This is a genomic window from bacterium, assembly GCA_016124905.1.
Lineage (GTDB): Bacteria > Pseudomonadota > Alphaproteobacteria > Rickettsiales > RI-342 > RI-342.
Window position 1 is genome coordinate 72744 of the sequence record WGMV01000025.1, and the last position, 15926, is coordinate 88669.

At 56.4% G+C, this 15926-nt stretch carries 13 protein-coding genes and 1 riboswitch; of the genes, 3 read left to right on the forward strand and 10 right to left on the reverse strand.

Annotated features, from left to right (window positions below; translation table 11 throughout):
• The first annotated feature begins 31 nt into the window (after positions 1-31).
• Positions 32-850: a hypothetical protein gene (locus tag GC177_07005; protein MBI1275704.1), complete on the forward strand. Its 819-nt coding sequence runs from the start codon at positions 32-34 to the stop codon at positions 848-850.
• Positions 851-866: 16 nt separating this feature from the next.
• Positions 867-1598: a hypothetical protein gene (locus GC177_07010; protein ID MBI1275705.1), complete on the forward strand. Its 732-nt coding sequence runs from the start codon at positions 867-869 to the stop codon at positions 1596-1598.
• Here the strand turns inward: GC177_07010 and hppD are convergent.
• Both hppD and GC177_07020 read right to left on the reverse strand, forming a co-directional pair.
• Complete coding sequence (gene hppD, locus GC177_07015; protein ID MBI1275706.1) at positions 1595-2677, reverse strand: 4-hydroxyphenylpyruvate dioxygenase; 1083 nt, start codon at positions 2675-2677, stop codon at positions 1595-1597. The genes GC177_07010 and hppD overlap by 4 nt on opposite strands.
• A gap of 79 nt (positions 2678-2756) precedes the next feature.
• A complete protein-coding gene (locus GC177_07020; protein ID MBI1275707.1) occupies positions 2757-4001 on the reverse strand; it encodes an argininosuccinate synthase in 1245 nt (414 codons plus the stop codon).
• A gap of 292 nt (positions 4002-4293) precedes the next feature.
• A riboswitch (SAM riboswitch) is annotated at positions 4294-4368 on the forward strand.
• Here GC177_07020 and GC177_07025 point away from each other — a divergent pair.
• The gene (locus GC177_07025) at positions 4359-5339 is read left to right on the forward strand and encodes a hypothetical protein (GenBank protein MBI1275708.1); all 981 of its coding nucleotides are present in this window, start codon (positions 4359-4361) and stop codon (positions 5337-5339) included. Its footprint overlaps the riboswitch before it by 10 nt.
• A gap of 56 nt (positions 5340-5395) precedes the next feature.
• On the opposite strand, the gene GC177_07030 is transcribed toward GC177_07025, so the two are convergent.
• The 8 genes from GC177_07030 to GC177_07065 all read right to left on the reverse strand — a co-directional run bounded on the left by GC177_07030 (position 5396) and on the right by GC177_07065 (position 15741).
• Positions 5396-5737 carry a DUF2671 domain-containing protein gene (locus GC177_07030; protein MBI1275709.1) on the reverse strand — a complete coding sequence of 114 codons (342 nt, stop codon included), beginning with the start codon at positions 5735-5737 and terminating at the stop codon, positions 5396-5398.
• A gap of 271 nt (positions 5738-6008) precedes the next feature.
• Positions 6009-8207, reverse strand: a complete 2199-nt coding sequence (locus GC177_07035) for a flagellar hook-basal body complex protein (protein ID MBI1275710.1) — start codon at positions 8205-8207, stop codon at positions 6009-6011.
• A 59-nt stretch (positions 8208-8266) separates the two neighbouring features.
• Positions 8267-9025, reverse strand: a complete 759-nt coding sequence (locus tag GC177_07040) for a hypothetical protein (protein ID MBI1275711.1) — start codon at positions 9023-9025, stop codon at positions 8267-8269.
• Between the two features lie 19 nt (positions 9026-9044).
• The gene (locus GC177_07045) at positions 9045-10736 is read right to left on the reverse strand and encodes a hypothetical protein (protein ID MBI1275712.1); all 1692 of its coding nucleotides are present in this window, start codon (positions 10734-10736) and stop codon (positions 9045-9047) included.
• 381 nt (positions 10737-11117) lie between these two features.
• Positions 11118-11576 (reverse strand): hypothetical protein, encoded by a 459-nt coding sequence (locus GC177_07050; GenBank protein MBI1275713.1) that lies wholly within the window; start codon positions 11574-11576, stop codon positions 11118-11120.
• A gap of 99 nt (positions 11577-11675) precedes the next feature.
• A complete protein-coding gene (fliD, locus tag GC177_07055; protein MBI1275714.1) occupies positions 11676-13448 on the reverse strand; it encodes a flagellar filament capping protein FliD in 1773 nt (590 codons plus the stop codon).
• Positions 13449-13535: 87 nt separating this feature from the next.
• Positions 13536-13982, reverse strand: coding sequence for a hypothetical protein (locus tag GC177_07060; GenBank protein ID MBI1275715.1), 447 nt, complete (start codon positions 13980-13982; stop codon positions 13536-13538).
• 73 nt (positions 13983-14055) lie between these two features.
• Positions 14056-15741: a hypothetical protein gene (locus GC177_07065; protein MBI1275716.1), complete on the reverse strand. Its 1686-nt coding sequence runs from the start codon at positions 15739-15741 to the stop codon at positions 14056-14058.
• Between the last annotated feature and the right edge of the window lie 185 nt (positions 15742-15926).

Consider the following 15926-nt stretch of genomic DNA (forward strand, 5'->3'; position numbering starts at 1 on the left):
GCTGGCTTCAACCTTTGCGACGGAAAAGCGCATGCACAGCATGGCCAATGAGAGACTGATCACGCTGGAGCACCGGCCCGCCTGCATACCGGCGCTGGAATTTCTGGCCGGGCAGGACAGTGCCATCCGCAATGCTGAACGGGTGGAATGGAGCTTTCGTGAAGCCAAATACGGCGGCCATCACGACAAGATCACCTTTGACCTTATGGAATGCGTGGGTGTGGCAGCCGTGCTTTACGACTCGCCCGAGCATCTCGGCCAGTCGGCACATGTGGTGGATACGGCCCTTATTCACCTTTACCCCGATGAAGCCGAAGGCGTGCATGATTTTTTACATACGCTGAAAACGGGCCATTCATTTGAGGGAGTATGTCGGCTGGAACAACCGTTCGACCCCAAATGCACCTTGCTTTTCATTGCCGGTGCACGGCACCGCACCGTGGACAACCAGGGCCTGGATATGGTGCATTTCATTAAAACCGTCAGCAAAAATAGCAAATACGGCTACATCGTAGCCGATGAATGCCTGGGTGGAAAATCGACCGCCCACAAATCATTGCTGGTTCTGGGCGGCCGTGTTTATTGCGCCTATACTTCCTTCGGCGATCTGCTGAGCATGGATCCAGCCAGCGGCGAAAGCACCATCAACATTTACGCCAAGGATCTCAGCATCGTGGAGCTCACCCTTGAGCGGGAGAATGCCCATGTGCTCCGCCCCGGATGCTTCCATTATTCAGGCCAGAAACTGCAGACGCGTGGTATGCAGGATTTGGATAGGCAGGACCTCGCCCTTAAAGAAGCCGCCGTCAGCTGCCATGCGGCACGCATGACAACTGAAATGACGGCCTGAAGCACAGGGAACGCCCATGCAACAGGTCAATTGGGGAGGCAGCGCCGGAATAATCGGAGGCGAACATGACAAAACCACAGATGGGTTGACCATATGCGTTGCCATCGCGGCCATCCTGTATGACGACCCGGCCCACTTTGGTAATCCCGACCATATCGAATCCACCGCGCTTGTGCATTTCTTTGCAGAAGAGGCAGGCTATGTTCAGTCATTCTTCAATACCCTGAGCGGAATGGATGAGGACCCTTTGAAACTTGGCGATCAAAGGTATTTATTCACACTGACTCATGCGGATGGAACGATATTTGCACCCGAGCGCACGGCGCTGTTTTTGGCTGGCAGCGTTGCGACCGACAAGAATGATGCAGGCCTGGGGCTGGTTAACCTTATCAAAGAACTATGCAACCATTATGGCTACCGGATCTATGGTGAAGTGATAGGCGGGCTGGAAAACGTTAAAAGCCTGAGCATTCATCAACATAACGTAACCTGTCATGTTCAGCCTGACCTGCCGGAAGAAAACCCCCTGCAGCATCTTATCAGCCTGCTAAGAACCAGGCACCTTCATGCTGAATTCGACATGACGGCCCGTTTGGAATACCCCATGCTCATCAAGGCGGGGTTCGGCACTATCCATGACGGCAAACTGACCCGTATAACTCAGGATGCAATGCCGCAAGCTGACAAAGCGCTATTGAGCTTATTGCATAGCCTCAACAAGGAACATCATTTTGCTGCAACCGTCTAAGCCTGCAGCACCCCACGCTCGATCTGGTCCAACTCGATGGATTCGAACAGGGCGCGGAAGTTGCCTTCACCAAACCCTTCATCCCCCTTGCGCTGGATGATCTCAAAGAAAATCGGCCCGATCACCGTATTGGTGAAAATCTGCAGCAACCGTCCGCCGTCGTTCTTGCCCTCGGCGCTGTCCGGCGCGCCGTCGATCAGGATGCGGTTTTTCTTCAGCCGCTCCACATCCTCGCCATGGCGCGGCAGGCGCTTGGGAATCAGGGTATAATAGGTATCCGGTGTGTTCATGAAGCTGGTGCCGATGGCGCGCAGCTTTTCCACCGTCTCGTAAATATCCTTGCTGCCCAGCGCGATATGCTGAATGCCCTCGCCCTTGTATTGCTGTAGAAATTCCTCGATCTGCGACTTATCGTCGGAAGATTCATTGATGGGGATGCGGATCTTGCCGCACGGGCTGGTCATGGCCTTGCTCTTCAGCCCGGTCAGCTTACCTTCGATGTCGAAATAGCGGATCTCGCGGAAATTGAAGAGCTTCTCATAGAAATTTGCCCAGGTATCCATCTGCCCGCGAAACACGTTATGCGTCAGGTGGTCAAGATAGGTCAGCCCCATCCCTTCCGGATGACGCGGCACGGAATCCAGATAGACGAAATCGATGTCATAGATCGACCCGCGCGAACCATAGAGGTCCACCAGATAAATCAAACTGCCGCCAATGCCCTCGATGGCCGGGATATGCAGCTCCATCGGGCCGACCTTGCCACCCTCAAACACCTTGGCGCCGAGTGATTTGGCGCGGTCCAGCGCCGCACGGGCATCCTTGACGCGAAAGGCCATGGCGTTGCAGCTCGGCCCATGGCTTTGGGAGAAATTGGAGGCATGCCCGTCCGGCTCGGCATTCAGGATGAAATTGATATCGCCCTGGCGGAACAGATAAACCTTTTTGGAACGGTGCGTGGCGATTTTGGTGAAACCGAGGCTGTTGAACAGCGCCTCAAGCTTTTCCGGCTCCGGGGAGGTGAACTCCACGAACTCAAAACCGTCGGTACCCATCGGGTTGATGCGGTCTTCCACCATAACGCCTCCTGTTGTTCTTATTCTAAAATAAGCCCAAAATCAGCCGAACGCAAGGTGGCCTCGTGCATGCCCCCTATGCTCAGGCGGCTTTTGTTTTGGTGGCCCCGGCCTTTTTCAGCGCTTCCGTCTGGCGGCTTTTAAGCTGCAGGCGCAAGGCGTTGAGCTTGATAAAGCCTTCGGCATCCTTCTGGTTATACACCACATCCGCATCGAAGGTCGCGTGCGCCTTGCTGTAGAGGCTGAAGGCCGACTTGCGCCCATCCACGCTCACCTGACCTTTAAAGAGTTTCAGCCGCACCGTGCCGGTGACGCATTCCTGGCTTTTGTCGATCAGGGCCTGCAGCATCTCCCGCTCCGGCGAGAACCAGAAGCCGTTATAGATCAGCTCCGCATAGCGCGGCATCAGTTCATCCTTCAGGTGGGCAGAGGCACGATCCAGCGTAATGGACTCAATGCCGCGATGCGCCTGGAGCAGAATGGTGCCGCCCGGCGTTTCGTAAATCCCGCGGGATTTGATGCCGACAAACCGGTTCTCCACCAGGTCCAGACGGCCGATACCATGCTTGCCGCCGAGTTCGTTCAGTTTGGTCAGCATGGCCGCAGGCGTCAGACGCTTGCCATTCAGGGCCACCGCATCGCCCTGTTCGAATTCCAGCTCGATATATTCCGGCTCGTTCGGGGCTTTTTCCGGGCTGACGGATCGCAGGAACATGTCCTCGTCCGGGCGCGTCCAGGGATCTTCCAGAATCTCCCCTTCATAAGAGATATGCAGCAGGTTGCCGTCCATGGAATAGGGGGGTGCGTTGCGTTTGCCACGTGGGATGTCGATGCCGCGCTTCTCGGCATATTCAATAAGCTTCGCGCGGGAGTTCAAATCCCATTCCCGCCACGGCGCAATCACCTTCACATCCGGCTTCAGCGCGTAATAGCCAAGCTCGAAGCGCACCTGGTCGTTCCCCTTGCCCGTCGCCCCGTGGGAAACGGCATCCGCCCCCGTTTGGTTGGCAATCTCGATCTGCCGCTTGGCAATCAGCGGGCGGGCAATGGAGGTGCCCAGCAGGTAGCAGCCCTCATACAGCGCATTGGCACGGAACATCGGGTACACGAAATCCCGGACGAATTCCTCGCGTAGGTCATCCACGAAAATCTCTTTCACGCCCATGCTTTCGGCGCGTTTACGGGCGGGTTCCAGCTCCTCGCCCTGGCCGAGGTCGGCCGTGAAGGTCACCACTTCGCACGCGTAGGTATCCTGAAGCCAGCGCAGGATGATGGAGGTGTCCAACCCGCCGGAATATGCCAGAACGACCTTGTTGATGCTGCCCATGTACCCTCGCCGTCAAAAATGTTGAGGCATTTCGCTTAAGACATGCTGCCCATGAAATAAAGGAAAAATGACCAATGGAGCGCAGCAACTGGCCCTCTATGCGGAGCATGGCAAATACATATTGAGGACCCGCGCCATAATTGGCGTGTAATCCTGCCTGGAAGGCAGGTTAGGCAAATGAAGCCTTGGATTGGCTAACATGATGCTAGCCAATCCAAGGCTTTTTAACAAAACATTCACATCACTTTTCTTGACCGCACTGCACAAATTCATAAAATGGGCAGGTCAGATTCGTCTGACACGTGCTGATTTAAACCAATTGCAGGCACGTTAAACAACTGGCTAAAGAGTAGAGTGATGACCGACCTTACTGCTGTGGCACAGGCCACCGATACCCAATCCCCCCAAAGCGAATCAGCCCGCATCCGCGACAAAGCGCAAAAACGCTCAACAGGCTTGAAGCTGTTTGACGCGTTTCTCTATCCGTTTTTCACCAATTTCGTGGTGTTCGGCATTTCCGTGGTCGCCACCTACCTCACCGCCCGTGGCAGTATGAAGGATGAACAGGGCAATCTGGTTTACGGCAAAACCGGCGAATTCTTTCAGAAACGCGGCGACTGGCTGGTGAAAAAGTTCGAAGGCCTGGGACTGAACCATAATTCCGCCGACATGGCCAAGATGGTGTTCTTCTCTTTCGCCGACGGTTCGCTGATCGCTCCCTTCGTCAAATTGTTTGAGGATCGCCGCGAGAAGATTGGCCGCGCCATCGACCGCACCATCGGCAAGGAAGCCCCCGACGCCGTCTACGCCGCCGAACCCAAACAGGGCTGGCTGAGCGTGCTGGGCGGACGCCTGGCAACCGTCTCCATCGTGGTGCCCACCGCCGTGTTGCTCGATAAGCTTGGCCTGAATGACAAGCTGTTCAAGGAGCCGGGCCTGAAAGTCGGTAAATGGATCGAGTCTAAACCATCCCTTGCCAAATTCTTTGGCAAGCTGGATATCCCTGAAGTCACCAAGGTCGGCTTCTTTGAGTTTTTCTACACCTCCGTCTGCACTGCCGGGCTATATATCAGCAGCCGCTTCTTTGCCCGCCTGGGCAATAAACACGCGGAACATAAGGCGGAAACCAAAGCTGGCCTGGCGGCCGGCCACCATGGCGACACGCTGCTGCCTCAGCTTACCAACCAGCCTCAACCGTTGGTGGAAATAGCAAAACCCGCAAACCTGCTTGGTTCCACGCAGGAACAAAACCGCCCGACCTCGCCGGAAATCGCCACCGGCATCTTCGGCCAGGAAGCGCAAACAGCCAAGGCAAATGCCCATTCCATCCACGCATAAATAAAAAGCGGCGAACCGGAGTTCGCCGCTTTATCTTCATTAAAAATGACCGATTTTTACAGGATTTCCAGCTCGTCTTCCTGTTCCAGAATGCTGGCATTGCGGCGCGGGCGGCCACGGCGGGTTTGCGTGGTGGATTTGCTTTTCACCAGCTTGCCCCGGTCCATATCCCAGGAATATTGCGTCACCACAATTTTGCTGCCGGTGGTAACGATATCGCCATTGGCGAGTTGCAGCACGTCGTAACCTTTTTGCAGCGCTTCGTTAATCAGTGCGGACGACTGGCGAAGATAGCTGGGGTTGGCCATCACATCGGCGGCGGAATCGCTGTTTTCCGGCGTTTTCTGAATGGTGGTGTTCAGCTTGATGCCGCGAAGGATTTTTTCACTGGTTGTCATGAATGGCCCCGAAAGGGTTAATTGGAACGAAAACTATTTGCATTTCTTATACCACAATTTTTACAATTTATGCAACACCATATCTAGTTGTTAAGCCCCATTCTTAAAAATATTTATGCCAAATATGGTTTTGGCAGAGGAACAAGCGCGGCAAAATGGGTTAACGCCAGCCTTTAATTCGCAGATTTTCATAAAAAATCTTTATCTCTGGCCAAATTCATAAAAAAAGGGCGGCCGTTAGGCCGCCCTGAGCTGAGGGAAATGGTTAAAATTAGAGTCGGTTGAGCTCTTCCAGCAGGTCGTCGCTGGTGGAGATCACCTTGGTATTGGCCTGATAGGTTCGCTGAGCGACGATCATGTCGGTCAGTTCCTCGGCCAACTCCGCGTTGGAGCCTTCCAGCACGCCGGACACAATGGCCCCTGTGCCGCCCTTGCCCGCTTCACGGAGGTTGACCTCACCGGCTTCGGACGCTTCACGCCAGACGTTGCCGGTTTTGGAGAGCAGACCATTAGGATTGGCGAAATCCGCCACCGGCAGCTTGAAGAGCCGCAGCGATTCACCGTTATTGTAACTGGCGATCACATAGCCCAGCTCATCGATGTTCACCCCGACCAGGGAGCCCACTTCAGCGCCGTTCTGGTCGACGAAGGCCACTTCATAATCGCTGGCGAACTGGGCCAGACCATCGGTCAGACCGATGGAAAGGGCGTTCGGCGTTCCGGCGGGAAGACCGGCGGTACCGAAGTCGAACTGCACTTTGCTGGCAATGGCGCCGTTGGTCCAGTTGATGTTGATGGGGTTGACCAGGCTGCCGACGGTGGCGCCATTCCACTGGCCCACGCTTCGCAGACTGCCGTCGCCGTTAAAGACGATCTGACCGGTGGCGATCTGGTTGACACCGCCGGCGGCGTTGCTGTTCACATCGCCCGCATCGGCGCCGTAAAGCTCGATCGCCCAGTTATTCGGTGCGGTCTTGATGAAGCTCATGGTCAGGTTATGCCCCTGGCCGAAGGAATCGTAGATCACGATGTTACGGCTGAACTGCGGGGTAATGTTGCCACCGGCCATGTTCTTGGTCGGATCGAACGGGTCATAGGCCTGGGCGAACAGGGTTTGATAACCCGGGCCGGGCACCAGCGGCTTGGCAAGCCCCATCTCCGCCACCATCGTCGTACCGGCAGGCAGGGTGTTATCGGTGAAGGCGATGGAACCCAGCGGATCATCCGTGCGGATGGTCAACTCGGCCTGGGCCAGCGGGTTCTCAAGCACGGCGGTTACACCGTCGGAGGCATTCACCTTGTTGGCCAGATCCTGCAGCGAGGAGAAACGGCCCACACCGGCGGCAAGGTTGGCAAGGCCGAGCGCACCGGTAAAGTTGGTCGCGCCGCCGTTACCGAAGGTAAGGGCCTCGTTGGCATCATCCGCGGAGATGAACAGCTGCGGGTTGCCCGCCGTCAATTCGGCCACGCGGGCGTTCAGGCCCGGCACCTCGTTGATGGCATTTGCCAGCGATTGCATGTTGTTGAATTCACCGATCAGTGGGTTCGGCGAGGACTGTTTGTAGGTGAAGGTCACCAGGCCAGCCGTGAGGCTGTTGATGGTAAAGGTGGCGGCTGCACCGGTCGGCGCCGTAACGGAGGTAAAGAACGTATCCGTGGCGTTGGCGGGAATGGTACCGCCATCCGGTGTGAAGTCGACGCCCGCGCCGTTCGCAGCGGCAGAGTTTACATAACCGCCATAGGTATAGTTGTAGGTTACGCCGTTCCCCAGATCGACCGTGAGCTGGTCACCCGTGGTCAGACCGCCGGTCGGCACCAGTACGGTGCTGGCGGAAATGCCCACGTTATCTGCCAGCGGCGGCGCGTTGTTGGTAGCGAATGAAACGGTACGGCCCGTGCCCGGATACACCGTCTGGCGCGCATCCAGCGTGGCACCCACATTCACATTGGTGGTGGCGGCGGCGATACCGTTGGAAGCCTTCACGTTCACCGTTTTCAAGCTTCCCAGCGTGGAGAAGGACGTGGTGTTGAGGTTTCCAGGTTCGCCGGGCAGACGACCGTCACGGTCAAGCGGCCAGCCCTGCAGGTAGAAGCCCGCGGCATTGCGGAAGTTACCCAGCGCATCCTGGCGGAAGGAGCCGGCGCGGGTATAAAGCGTATCGCCCTGGGTGGGGTCGGCCTGACTGTTCACCACGAAAAACCCGTTACCGGAAATGGCGATATCGGTGGGTGAATCAGTCGATTGCAGCTGGCCCTGCTTGTCGTTGAAGGCACGGCTGCGGGCGAGCACGCCGCCCGGGTTATAGGACACGCTTGCCGTGGAATTGTTCACGAGCGTTTCGAACACCGCCTCGCGGGCCTTATACCCGATGGTGTTCAGGTTGGAGATATTGTCGGAAATGACCGCAAGATTGGTCCCCTGCGCTTTCAGACCCGACACACCGGAAAACAATGCACCGTAGAGACTCATGGCTTTACTCCCTTAAAAATACCGCAATCTTGCGTCGTAGGTTAGTGTTGGTAGGTCAGTTAATTGGTCGTTGTCGTTGGCGTATCCCGGATGGAGGCGATGCCGGAAATCGGCACATAGATTTTCCCCATCTCAAGAAGCGTATCGTTGTTCGTAAACTGCGCGCCCGTCACCCTGCCGGAAACCACGGTCGTCGTATCCACGGCGCCGTTGACGCCCTGCGAGGAAACGCCGAATGTGTAAACTCCCGCGGGCATGTCCGCGCCGGTATCGCTTTTGCCATCCCAGCTATATTCGTAACGGCCATCCACGTTATTGACGCGATCGGTCCGCACCACCTGGCCGGCTTCGTTTTTGATAGTGATGGTGGAAACCACCGCTTTTTCGGCGGTCATAAAAACCATCTTCGTCGGCTGGCCGGTTTTCAATTCTGCCAGGTTGCCGGAGGCCTCAATGGTTTTACCCACATAAAACACTGCCGGGTTGGAAAGCTTGGAAAGCGCCACCAGGTTGTTGATGGAATCCAGAATGTTGGTATTGGCCTTGCCGAGATCGGTACCGAGCTGGGTATTGCCGTCGATCAGTTTGGTCAGGTTGTCGTTCACGCCCACCGTCTGCTCCAGCTGCGAGAAGGCGACGATCTGGTTGGTGAACTGGTTCGTATCCGTCGGCGCGGTCGGGTCCTGGTTCTGCAATTGCGTTGTCAGCAGCTTCAGAAAATTATCGAAATTTTCGCTGAAGTTCTTGAAGCTCTGATTGGTCTTCGACGTATCGGTAGCCGTATTGCCGCCTGTACCGCCGACTGGATCCGTTGCCATAAACCTGTTCCTTCAAATCCTATACTTCAATGTCCAGTGCCTTGGTCGTCCAGCGTGCCCTGGCCATGGCGCTTCCGATATCGGCCTGAACGGCCATGTCATCTTCGCCATCCTGCCAGTTGCGTGAGAAGCCGCCTTTCGACTGCTGCTGCCCCTGGGCATATCCGCCCTGGTCTTGTCGCAGGCTGAAATTCAGTTGCGACATATCCGTGCGGATACCAGCCTGTTGCAAGTTGCGTGCCAAGTCGCGTGCATCCTTTTGCAAAAGGTCGATCGTCTCCTGCTTTTCCGCCACAATGTGAATGTGTGTGCCGTCCTTGCCGAAATCCATGGTCACCTGAATGCGCCCCAGGTCTTCGGGGTCGAGCTGAACGGTCACCTTGTCATGCCCGTCCTTCATGGCCTGGCGGATATGCACTTGAACCTGATCGGCGATCGGCACCGGAATCACCCGTTGCGGAACATCGGGCGTATGCTGGGGGGTTGCCGTCGTGGTGGTGTGCGTGGTTGCCGCATGCATCGTCACATGATCTGCCGATGAAGCAAGCGGATCGGCTGAATGATCCGCATGCGTGGGAGAGAGGGTATCCGCATCGAAGGAAACATCCGCGGCGGTCTGGCCGGAATCCATGTTGCCGGCCATGTCATTGGCGGCCTGACGCAGGGCCGTCAGCGGCAGCATATCGGCCTGGTCGCCCCCCTGTACGGATGCGGCCTGGGTGGAAGCCCCGTTAACGGAAGCAATCGCCCCCCCCAGGGGAACCAAAGGAAGCGGCTGGCCGGCACCATGAACGGAAACGCCCGCCGTATCGTCGGAAACAGCCAGGGCGGCCATGATGGCCTGTATGTCGGCGGGTATATCGGTAAGCGATGCGGCATCCGCCGTGGCATCGGCAGAAATATCCACCCCCGTGTTGCTGGAAAGCACCGTGGAAGATTTTGCCGCATCCATGGGCTGACGCACCGGCGGCAGCCAGGCGGCGAAGGCCTGCATCTGCGAATCCTGCGGCAATTGGGCGATGGCGGCAGGGGTCAGGTTATCCGACGGCATCACCGGCGATATGGCTGGCATTGCGGCGGCATTGGCACTGGCATCCACCCCGTTGACGGCGGCGGCAAATTCAGCAAAGGCCGCGCGAATATCCTGCAAGGGGGCGGGTTGCATCTGCCACCACACGGGCATGGCCAGGTTGCTGGCGGCCGTGGTGGTATCGGGCTCGCCATCCTGATCGGCGTCACCGGCCTGATGGGCCTGCTGTTCGGCGAGCTTGCCGCTTAGAAAGGCAAAAAGCCCCGCGATATCGAGCTGCTCAAACCGTGAATCCTGCGTGGTAATCGGCAATGCCTGTGACGTGGCATCGCCATCCACGGCCGCATCTGTCACCAACAGGCCCGGCGTGGCAAGGGATGCCACGTTCACGGCCTGAACATCGGGCTTAACAACGGAGGGAGAAACTTCAATTCCCCATGCCTGCTGAAGCGCGCTCAGCCAGCCGGGCAGCACAGGCTGCCCCTTGGCGTCAGCAGGGCTTTGCGCCAGCTTGGTGGCGGCTTCTTCCAGCTTGGCGCGAAACAGTGCAGGATCATCCGCCAGCATGGCGGAGGTGAATAAGGAGGAAGCAGTAGGCTGCAAAGCCCCCTGCCCCGTTCCCATCCCCTGGGATGCCTGGGGCGAAAGAATTTGCATTAAGGCCAGAATGGCTGTGGACATACATAACTCCCTGTCATGTGGGAGCTATATGCAAACAACATGCCAATCATGACATATCCACAAAAAACCGGAGCGAAGCGACTGGGCACGACCGTGCCCCGCGCCATAATTGGCGCGTAATAGCGAGCGGAGCGAGCCAACCAAAGACGGAGCGAAGCGACTGGGCACGACCGTGCCCCGCGCCTTATTGGCGCGTAATAGCGAGCAGCGCGAGCCAACTAAAGACGGAGCGAAGCGACTGGGCACGACCGTGCCCCGCGCCTTATTGGCGCGTAATAGCGAGCAGCGCGAGCCAACAAAAACTGGAGCGAAGCGACTGGGCACGACCGTGCCCCGCGCCTTATTGGCGCGTAATAGCGAGCAGCGCGAGCCAACAAACTACTAGGCGGAAATGGTCACCGCTTCATTGGGCATGCGCGAAGCGGGATCTTCCTTGGGAACCACGGCTGAAGCGGCGGCATCCACCTCATGCTGCTGCTGGTCGATATTTTTCCAGGATTGCAGCATGTCCTTCAGTTTGGTCATCGCATGATCGCAGGCTTTAAGGTTGTTGTAGCGCTGCATGCGGTGGATATTGTTCGTCACGCCGGTATAGAAATCATAGAGCAGTTCGGACACTTCGCCACCCTGATCGAAATCCAGCGCCTGCTGAAGCCCGAGCATGATCTGCATGGCCTTGTCGGAATGGTTCCAGCGGGCTTCAATATCGTTTTTTTCCATCGCCTGCCGTGCTTTCAGCAACTCGGCGAGCGCGGTCTCATACAGCATCACCACCTGGCGTGTTTTACTGGTGGTGGCCCGGGCGAAACGGTAAGCGTTGTATCCTTGCGTCGGTGACATGGTCCTTACTCCGCAAACTACCTGTTCACATGCCTTGCATCACTAATGTGACACAAGATGGTTAATATATAGGGAACCTCTGGCTCCCTGGCTTTGCCGCTACTGGTTGTTATAAGCGTTGGACTGCGCATCCAGGCTTTGCAGCAGCGTATTCACATTGGCAATCGCCTGCTCAAGCTGGGAGAATCGCGCCAGCAGCTGCTGACGGTATTTCTCGATCTGCTCGTTCAGGCGGTCGATATCGGTGTTGTAACGGTCATTCTGACTGGTGAGGCCATCTTTTTCCGTCGCAATCAGCCCGCTGGTGGAATTGGTGATATTATCCGCCACGTTATACAGGCGGTCGGCAATACCCTGGGTCATGTGCACGTCGATGGTGGCATCCACCGTGTTGGCATACACCATTTTCAGGCCTTCAAGCACCGTGCCGTCCACGCCGCTGATGTTGGCACCGCCCGCATAAGGGCTGTAGGTCAGCGCCAGGCTTTGCGGAACGCCGAACTCATCGGTGTAATTGGCGGTAGCCGTCTGGGCAACCGTGTCGATGACCACGCTGAAATCATTGATGGTGGCGGCATTGCTCCGTCCGGAAACGATAAGATCCGTGGAGGAGGTCGTGGAATCAAACGCCAGTACGCGGCGCACGGCATCGTAATTATTGGCCACCGCCTGCTTGAACACATCGGAATCGAGCTGCAACACGTTGCGCACCGCGGGCGTCTCTGAATCACCGGCAAAATCGGTGAAGGTCACGCCGATTTCCGACAGGCGCGATAAACCGCTGGTCAAACCGGAAACGGTGCGGTTCAGTTCACTGTCAATCTGCGTCATGATGGTGCGCAGGGTGGAGTTATTGGAAAGCACGGCATCTTCCGTGGGCAATCCGTCATCGCCTCGCTGGTTTTGCTTTGCCATGAACACGCGAATTTCGTTGTAGGCATTCACGAAATTGGTCACGGCTGTTTCCAGCAGCGACGTATCCGCCGTCACCTCGGCATTGATGTTGGTACCCGGAGGCGTTGCCTGCTTGACGGTGAAGGTGACATCCGCAATGGCGTCGGAAATGGTGTTGCTGGCACTGGTAACAGCCACCCCGTTGACGGTGATGGCGGCATCGGTCGCGCCCTGACTGGCGGCGGCATCCAGCCCGATGGATTCAAGCACCCCGCCTGCGCCCGTATTGGCGGCCACATCGGAGTCGAAGGCATTGACCACGCCGGTTTGCGTGCTTTGCATCTGCAGGCGGTAACTGCCATTGCCCACCTTCACCACCTGCGCCTTGACGCCGGATGTATCGGTGGTCGCATTGATCTTGGCGGCGATATCGTTCAGCGAATCCCCGGCGGTGATATTGACCGTCACTCCGCTTTTCAGCTCAAGCGCGCCGGCAGTGAATTGCCCAGGCGTGGCGGAAGCCGCCACAATTGAAGTATCAGCATCCGCCACACTGATGGTATTGGTCGTTTGAATCGTGCGGCGCGCGATATCCTGCACCGTCACGCTATAACTGGTCTGATCGGCCCCCGCAGCCGCGGTGATCGAGACATAACTATCCGCGGAAACACCGGTATTGGTGGAACTGTTGACCGTGCGGGACTGAAACACGTCCTGGCTGGCCGTGCTCAGGCCCGGCGGGTTACGCAGAAAGTTCAGCGACGTTTTAAAAGAACTCATCAGACCGTTCAGCTGGTCCAGCGCCGTGAGTTTTTTGCTGTTGGTATCCACTTTCCCCGTCAGCGTATCCACAGGGATCTGGCGTGCCTTAACGAGGCTTTCGACAAGGCTTTGCGTATCAAAGCCGGTCGCGCTGCCGCCCAGCAGCGTTTTGCCGCCTGACTGATAGAACTGACCGAGTTGAATGCTTGTAACCATCGTCTCCTCCTACCGGCTGCCCCGCCTGGTAAGCTACCTGAGAATGACGCAACCGCCAAGCGGACGCATCATGCTCAGGCAGCCTGCCTAGGCATAGGTTCCCACCAGTGTCGGCTCGCCCTCTTTGGAACGAACCAGATTTTGCATCAGTTCCGGCTCGGGCACATAATTGACCGATCCGTCCAGAAGATTGGTAAAGCGGGTTACATATTCCCCGTTGGAAGCCTTGTAGATCGTAAATCTCACACTGCTTACCGGGTAAAATGTCTGCGAAGCGAATTTCAACGCAGCCTGCTCGACAACTTCTTTTCGGCTCCCTGTTTTCAACACGGCATCCTCAACCGAAGCAGGTTGTGCAACCTTGGTTGTGGAATCCGTAACGGCCTTTCCCGACAATTGAACGATATCGACCGGGTTTTCCGAAACAGCGGGAACTTTAGCAATATCCGTTTTTATACTTGTCGGCAGAGCAGGCTTCGCTTGATATGGAAGCGCCCCGGCCGCAAAATTATTTAAGCTGGATATATCACTCATATCATCCCCCCAGCACCATTCCCAAGATAGGAGGGGCGGTATTCCGCCCCTCCCCTTAGGGACATGCTACCTATTACCCGATCAGTTTGAGCAGGTTTTGTGGCAGCAGGTTGGCCTGAGCCAGAACCGAGATGGAGGCCTGCATCAGCACCTGGTTGGAAGCAAACTTCGTGGATTCCTCCGAGATGTCTGCATCCAGGTACGTGCCGCGGGCGGCATCGGTGTTCTGAATCGAGGTTTGCAGGTTGGCGCTTGCATAATCGAAGCGGGATTGCAGTGCACCCACGTCAGCGCGGACGGAGGTAACAAACTGAATCGCCTTATCGATTTGCGCACCAGCCGCTTGAGCATTGGCCACCGTCAACACATCGAGGCTTTTGCCGGCATAGAGCGAAGACGTGGATACGTCTTTGATCTGCACTTCGATCTTATCCGAAACGGCCTGGCCGGTTTGGAAGTTCAGTGCGGTATTGCCGGTGCCCACGCCGAAGAAGGTCTTGAGGTCACGCACAAGATCTTCAGCGGAAGATGGGGTGTTGATATTGTTGATGGCGTTAACCGTGGTAATGCGAACACGATCAAGCTGCAACGCTGCAGATTTGCTTGTATCCACAAAGTCCAGGTTACCAGCGGCAATCGTACCGGCGTTGGTGATCACACCAGCGGCGGTCAGCGTTTTGCCACCCACATCGATCTCGATGTTACCGGTGTTGGTACCGTCGGTCGGAACCACACGAACATCGGTCACGCGCAGGTTGCTGAAATCACCGGACATCACGATGGCAGAAGCACTGGACATCAGACCCGTGGCATCTTCGATCATGTTACGGTTTTGGTAGAAGGTCAGCTTGGAGGTTGCGTCATCCAGCATCTTACCGAATTGATTGGCTTCAACTTGGTCATCGATGTTGGCGAAACCACCTGCAGCCGCACCAGCGCCCAGGCTCAGTTCAAACGTACCACCGCCCGTTGCACCCGTGTTCACGTTCACACCGGTCATGGTGATGTTCGTGGCGGCGTTGTTCGCGGCGTTGGTTGTGCCCGTATACATGAAATCGCCGACTTGGATGGCGATGGTCAGGTTGTTCTGGGCATTGAAGGTCACGTTGAACTTGCTGCCCAGCTTGCCGACGAATGCGGAGTTGTTGGCAATGTTGGTCGTGTCGAAACCGGTAGCGGCGTTACCAGGGTTGATGGCATCAAGAATCGTGCCGAATTCGGCAGCCGTCACGCCATCGTCCAGATAAGCCATCGTGCCGGTAAAGGCAGCAGCGCCCGTTGCCAGGGTGTTGGCAATGGTGTTTTGATCTGTGCTGATGTTGGCATCATCATAGAGAGAACCGTTCAGCAGCGTCACCTGGTTGAATTTGGTGTTGTCCACCAGTCGGTCAATCTCCCCCTTCAGGCTTTGGAATTCCTGGTTGAGGAACCCACGTTCCGCCGAAGACAGCGTACCGGAAGTTGCCTGCACCGACAGAGATTTTTGGCGCTGAAGAATATCACCGATGTTGGCAAGACCACCATCAGCCAGCTGCAGCAGCGAGTTGGCCTGGTTGGCGTTACCAAGAGCGGTTTTGAGCGTGCTCACCGTGGTACGAAGCACCGTACCGACAGAGAGACCGGCAACGTCGTCAGCAGCACGCACGATTTTGTTACCGCTGGACAAGCGGGAAATCGAGGAGTTGGTTGACATGCTGGCGGATTTAAGATTGCTCTGCGCAAAATAGGCAGAGATGTTGTTATTAATGGTAGAACCCATTGTTGCCTCCTACATGGATGGACGTTGATACAGAGGACTACATGCCCTCACATTGAACTATCGCACACACTGGTTAACAAAAGTTAAACCCAATATATATCGATTACTCAGTATAGCATAACAATAGCTAGTATTCAAGCGCGGCAAAACCGCTAAACGCCTGTAAAAAAATCGCCCTGCCAGGA

Excerpts from the sequence above, each read along its gene's own strand:
- GC177_07005 (MBI1275704.1), top strand. The coding sequence starts at position 32 with ATGCACAGCATGGCCAATGAGAGACTGATCACGCTGGAGCACCGGCCC.
- GC177_07010 (MBI1275705.1), top strand. The coding sequence starts at position 867 with ATGCAACAGGTCAATTGGGGAGGCAGCGCCGGAATAATCGGAGGCGAA.
- hppD (MBI1275706.1), bottom strand. The coding sequence starts at position 2,677 with ATGGTGGAAGACCGCATCAACCCGATGGGTACCGACGGTTTTGAGTTC.
- GC177_07020 (MBI1275707.1), bottom strand. The coding sequence starts at position 4,001 with ATGGGCAGCATCAACAAGGTCGTTCTGGCATATTCCGGCGGGTTGGAC.
- GC177_07025 (MBI1275708.1), top strand. The coding sequence starts at position 4,359 with ATGACCGACCTTACTGCTGTGGCACAGGCCACCGATACCCAATCCCCC.
- GC177_07030 (MBI1275709.1), bottom strand. The coding sequence starts at position 5,737 with ATGACAACCAGTGAAAAAATCCTTCGCGGCATCAAGCTGAACACCACC.
- GC177_07035 (MBI1275710.1), bottom strand. The coding sequence starts at position 8,207 with ATGAGTCTCTACGGTGCATTGTTTTCCGGTGTGTCGGGTCTGAAAGCG.
- GC177_07040 (MBI1275711.1), bottom strand. The coding sequence starts at position 9,025 with ATGGCAACGGATCCAGTCGGCGGTACAGGCGGCAATACGGCTACCGAT.
- GC177_07045 (MBI1275712.1), bottom strand. The coding sequence starts at position 10,736 with ATGTCCACAGCCATTCTGGCCTTAATGCAAATTCTTTCGCCCCAGGCA.
- GC177_07050 (MBI1275713.1), bottom strand. The coding sequence starts at position 11,576 with ATGTCACCGACGCAAGGATACAACGCTTACCGTTTCGCCCGGGCCACC.
- fliD (MBI1275714.1), bottom strand. The coding sequence starts at position 13,448 with ATGGTTACAAGCATTCAACTCGGTCAGTTCTATCAGTCAGGCGGCAAA.
- GC177_07060 (MBI1275715.1), bottom strand. The coding sequence starts at position 13,982 with ATGAGTGATATATCCAGCTTAAATAATTTTGCGGCCGGGGCGCTTCCA.
- GC177_07065 (MBI1275716.1), bottom strand. The coding sequence starts at position 15,741 with ATGGGTTCTACCATTAATAACAACATCTCTGCCTATTTTGCGCAGAGC.